The sequence below is a fragment of the Oleiagrimonas sp. genome (assembly GCF_027858935.1).
Lineage (GTDB): Bacteria > Pseudomonadota > Gammaproteobacteria > Xanthomonadales > Rhodanobacteraceae > Oleiagrimonas.
Window position 1 is genome coordinate 1 of the sequence record NZ_JAQIBU010000164.1, and the last position, 4,913, is coordinate 4,913.

The 4,913-nt window shown below is 61.8% G+C and carries 3 protein-coding genes and 1 pseudogene; all 4 read left to right on the plus strand.

Annotated elements, in window-relative coordinates; all coding sequences use genetic code 11:
* Positions 1-606, plus strand: a pseudogene (locus PF446_RS05955) (NADH-quinone oxidoreductase subunit D); the annotation flags it as partial.
* Positions 603-1,130: an NADH-quinone oxidoreductase subunit NuoE gene (gene nuoE / locus PF446_RS05960; protein WP_298070324.1), complete on the plus strand. Its 528-nt coding sequence runs from the start codon at positions 603-605 to the stop codon at positions 1,128-1,130. The pseudogene PF446_RS05955 and the gene nuoE, both read left to right, overlap by 4 nt.
* 50 nt (positions 1,131-1,180) lie before the next feature.
* Positions 1,181-2,491, plus strand: coding sequence for an NADH-quinone oxidoreductase subunit NuoF (gene nuoF, locus PF446_RS05965; protein WP_298070325.1), 1,311 nt, complete (start codon positions 1,181-1,183; stop codon positions 2,489-2,491).
* Positions 2,491-4,824, plus strand: a complete 2,334-nt coding sequence (nuoG, locus tag PF446_RS05970) for an NADH-quinone oxidoreductase subunit NuoG (protein WP_298070326.1) — start codon at positions 2,491-2,493, stop codon at positions 4,822-4,824. The genes nuoF and nuoG overlap by 1 nt, the downstream gene beginning before the upstream one ends.
* Positions 4,825-4,913 lie beyond the last annotated feature (89 nt).

The window sequence follows — 4,913 nt, forward strand, 5'->3', positions numbered from 1 at the left end:
AACCGCATCTGGAAACAGCGTACGGTCGATATTGGCGTGATCAGTCCGGACCAGGCCCGTGCCTGGGGCATGAGTGGCCCGATGCTGCGTGGTTCGGGAGTCGAGTGGGACTTGCGCAAGAAGCAGACCTACGCGGCCTATGGGGACGTTGATTTCGATATTCCGGTCGGCGTCAACGGTGACTGCTATGACCGATACCTGGTTCGCGTCGAGGAAATGCGCCAGTCGAACCGCATCATCAAGCAGTGCGTTCGCTGGCTCAGGGACAATCCGGGCCCGGTCATGCTCGACAATTTCAAGGTTGCGCCACCTTCGCGCGAATCGATGAAGCGCGACATGGAAGCGTTGATCCATCACTTCAAGCTTTTCACCGAGGGCTTTTGCGTGCCGGCCGGGGAGACCTACGCCGCGGTCGAGGCGCCCAAGGGCGAGTTCGGCGTCTACATGATTTCCGACGGTGCCAACAAGCCGTTCCGGGTCAAGTTGCGCGCTCCCAGTTTTGCCCATCTTTCTTCCATGGAAGCGTTCACGAAAGGGCACATGCTGGCTGACGTGGTCGCCATGATCGGAACCTACGATGTCGTGTTCGGGGAGGTGGACCGATGAAGGCCACCGGTAATTTTGACAAGGTGCGCGACGTCGACCCGCAGCAGGTGCTGAGCGAGGCCACGCGCGAGCACATCGACCACTGGGTGGCCAAGTTCCCTTCCGACCGCAAGCGTTCGGCGGTGATCCAGAGCCTGTTCGCTGCACAGCAGCAGAACGGCGGGCACCTGACCGACGAACTGATCGCGGCTGTGGCCAGGTATCTGGACCTGCCGCCAGTGTGGGCCTACGAGGTCGCCACCTTCTACTCGATGTTCGAGCTGGAGCCGGTGGGACGACACAACGTCGCCATCTGCACCAACATCTCATGCTGGCTCAATGGTGCCGAGGACATCGTGCGTCATTGCCAGGACAAATACGGTATTGGTCTGGGCGAGAGTTCACCCGACGGGCGCATCTATCTCAAGAAGGAAGAAGAGTGCCTGGCCGCCTGCTGCGGCGCACCGATGATGGTGGTCGATGGGCACTACCACGAAAACCTGACCAAAGAAAAAGTTGACCAGATTCTCGACGGATTGGAATAACCGCGCTTTTTGATCCTCCTGATTATCGAGGGTCGCACAGGTATCTACACATGGCATACGGTCCAGAACCCAAAAAACACCAGGTTGTCTACACCACGCTTCACTACGACAAGCCGTGGACCATGGACAGCTACCGCAAGACCGGTGGCTACGAGGCGTGGGAAAAAATCCTGGCCGAAAAGCCGGAGCCGGATAGCATCATTGGTGCGGTAAAGGCCAGCAGCCTGCGTGGTCGCGGCGGCGCAGGCTTCCCGACCGGACTGAAATGGTCGTTCATGCCCAAGGGCGACATGCAGAAGTACATCCTGTGCAACTCCGACGAGTCCGAGCCGGGGACCTGCAAGGACCGCGACATCCTGCGCTTCAACCCGCATGCCGTGATCGAGGGCATGGCCATCGCCTGTTATGCCACCGGTTCCAGCGTGGCCTACAACTACCTGCGCGGCGAGTTCCACTACGAACCTTTCGAACACTTCGAGCAGGCCTTGGCGGAAGCCTATGCCGCGGGCTTGCTGGGCAAGGACATCAAGGGCAGCGGCGTCAACGTCGACATGCATACTGCGCTGGGCGCCGGAGCCTACATCTGTGGCGAGGAAACAGCGATGATGGAGTCGCTGGAAGGAAAGAAGGGCCAGCCGCGATTCAAGCCGCCGTTCCCCGCCAACTTCGGCGTCTACGGCAAGCCGACCACGATCAACAACACCGAGACCTATGCCTCGGTGCCGGCGATCATGCGCAAGGGCGCGGAGTGGTTCCTGGAGCAGGGCAAGCCCAACAACGGTGGCCCGAAGGTGTTCTCGGTTTCCGGTCACGTCGCCCGTCCAGGCAACTTCGAGGTTCCACTGGGCATGCCGTTCAGTGACCTGCTGGAACTGGCTGGCGGCATGCGCAAGGGGCGCAAGCTCAAGGCCGTGATTCCCGGCGGCTCCTCGATGAAGGTATTGCCGGCCGACATCATCATGGAGTGCACCATGGATTACGACAACCTGCAAAAGGCCGGTTCGGGCCTGGGCTCCGGGGCTGTGATCGTGATGGACGACACCACCTGCATGGTTCGCGCCTGCCATCGTATTTCGCAGTTCTACTATGCCGAGTCCTGTGGTCAGTGCACGCCCTGCCGCGAAGGTACGGGCTGGATGTTCCGTGTCCTGAGCCGGATCATCGAGGGCAAGGGCGCGCCGGATGACCTGCACCGCCTCAAGGCCGTGGCAGGTCAGATCGAAGGCCACACCATCTGCGCCTTTGGTGAAGCCGCCGCCTGGCCGGTGCAGGGATTCCTGCACCATTTCTGGGATGAATTCGAATACTTCGCCGAGCATGGTCGCTCCATGACCGATGCACAGCAGGGAGTCGCTGCCTGATGAGTGCGCAGCCCAAAGACAATACCGCGCCGGACCTGGTCAACATCGAGATCGATGGCAAGGCCATGCAGGCCCCCAAGGGGTCGACCATCATCCAGGCCGCAGACAAGGCAGGGATCTCCATTCCCCGCTTCTGCTACCACCCGAAGCTGGCCATCGCCGCCAACTGCCGGCAGTGCCTGGTTGAGGTGGAGATGAACGGCAAACCCGTTCCCAAGCCCCAACCGGCGTGCTCGACCCCGGTCGGCGAGGGCATGAAGGTGGCCACGCGTTCCGAGAAAGCCATGCACTGGCAGCGCAACGTGATGGAGTTCCTGCTGATCAACCATCCTCTGGATTGCCCGATCTGCGACCAGGGAGGCGAGTGTGAGTTGCAGGATATCGCCCTCGGTTATGGCCGTTCGGTCAGTCGTTTCACCGAGCGCAAGCGCAGCGTTGCTGATGAAAATCTGGGCTCTCTTGTGGCCACAGAGATGACGCGCTGCATCCAGTGCACCCGCTGCGTGCGATTCATGGGCGAGATCGCCGGTACCTACGAGCTGGGTAGCATGAACCGTGGCGAGCATCTGGAAATCGGCACCTATATCGGCAAGTCGATCCAGAGCGAAATCGGTGGCAATATCATCGATGTTTGCCCGGTCGGCGCGCTGACCAACAAGCCGTTCCGCTTCAAGGCACGGGCTTGGGAATTGCTGGCCCGTCCCTCGATCGGATACCACGACGCCCTCGGCTCCAACCTGTGGCTGCACACGCGCCGCGGAGAGGTGCTGCGAACCGTGCCGCGTGACAACGAGAGCGTGAACGAGTGCTGGCTTTCCGATCGCGATCGTTACAGCCACGAGGGTCTTGTGGCCGAGGATCGCCTTTCGTTCCCGATGATCAAGATCAACGGCGTTTGGAAACAGACCGATTGGGACGATGCCCTTGCGAACGCGGCTGATGCGTTGCATGAGGCAGGTGCGGATATCGGTGTGCTGGTGCATCCGTCGACCAGCAACGAGGAAGGCGAACTGCTTCGTCGCCTGGCTTCAGGCCTGGGTACGCCGCATCTGGATCATCGTCTGCGCCAGCAGGACTTTTCCGACATGCCGGTGGCTCGCGTGTTCGAGACGCCGGTGGATCGGATGGATGGCGTGGCTGCCGCGCTGCTCGTGGGCAGCCATCTGCGGCACGAAATGCCGTTGCTTGGCCAGCGTTTGCGCCAGGCCGTGCACAAGGGCGCAAAGGTGTATGCCGTAGGCAGTCTGGGGCTGGATCAGGGGTATGCACTGGCCGGTGAAACCCTGGTGTCGCCCCAGCACATGGTCGCTGCCGTCCTGGGGATCGCCAAATTGGCGGCAGGGCAGGGCAGCGAAATGCCGAAGGCCATGGCCGATGCTTTGGCAGACGTGCAGCCGGATGCCGCGGCGCAAGCCGCATTCGAAGCATTGAAGCAGGCCGGGGACAGCGTCGTGGTGTTCGGCGAGATGGCGGCCATGCATCCCCAGGCTTCATGGCTGCGTGCGGCATCGCGACTGATCGCGAAGGCCACGCAGTCGGGCTACAACGAGATTCCGCTGGGTGCCAACGCCGTGGGCCTTGCCCGGGCTGGAGTATTGCCGCAGCATGAAGGGCTCGATGCCCGCAGCATGCTCGAGCAGCCACGTTCGGTCTATGTGCTTTATGGTGCCGAGCCGCCGCATGATTTTGCCGACGGAAAGGCCGTGATCAAGGCCCTGCATGAGGCCTCCACGGTAGTTGCATGCACTGCCTTTGCCAGCGAAGCCCTGCGCGAAACCGCAGATATTCTGCTGCCGCTGGCACTTCTGCCGGAAACCGATGCGACGTTGACCAACGTGGACGGCCTCGAACAGCGACTGGCTGCGGGCGCCACGGTACCCGGTCAGGCGCGCCCCGGCTGGCGCATGCTGCGCGCACTTGGCGGTCGCCTTGAGCTTCCGGGATTCGAATTCGATGATCTGCAAGGTCTGGAGCAACAGATACATGAGGCCAAGCCCCCGGTCTCGAATGGGCTGGCTGATCCGGGTCCTGCACAGCAAGGCTTCACGCGTATTGCCAGCCTGCCGATCTATCGGCTCGACGCCGTGCTGCGACGCGCAAAGGCCCTCAACGCACACCCCTTGACGCTCGGCGCAGCCGTACACATCAATGCGTCCGAGGCCGGGCGCCTGGGCGTGAAGGATGGCGCTCGCGTGCGTGTCGCCGACAGTCGCGAGTTGACCGTCCGCGTCAATGATGCAGTTCCAGTTGGCGCGACGTGGATCGAGTCCGCATATGCGGAAACCGCAATGCTGCCGCCATATGGCGCAGCCATCACCCTGACGAAGGCCTGAGCGCATGGCAGCTGAACTCTGGCTCGTCCTCTGGACGTTGTTGAAGATCCTCGCGATCACCGTGCCGTTGATTCTGGCGGTGGCGATGT

Bases quoted from the DNA above. Each gene is read 5' to 3' on its own strand.
- nuoF (WP_298070325.1), top strand. From the start codon at position 1,181: ATGGCATACGGTCCAGAACCCAAAAAACACCAGGTTGTCTACACCACG.
- nuoG (WP_298070326.1), top strand. From the start codon at position 2,491: ATGAGTGCGCAGCCCAAAGACAATACCGCGCCGGACCTGGTCAACATC.
- nuoE (WP_298070324.1), top strand. From the start codon at position 603: ATGAAGGCCACCGGTAATTTTGACAAGGTGCGCGACGTCGACCCGCAG.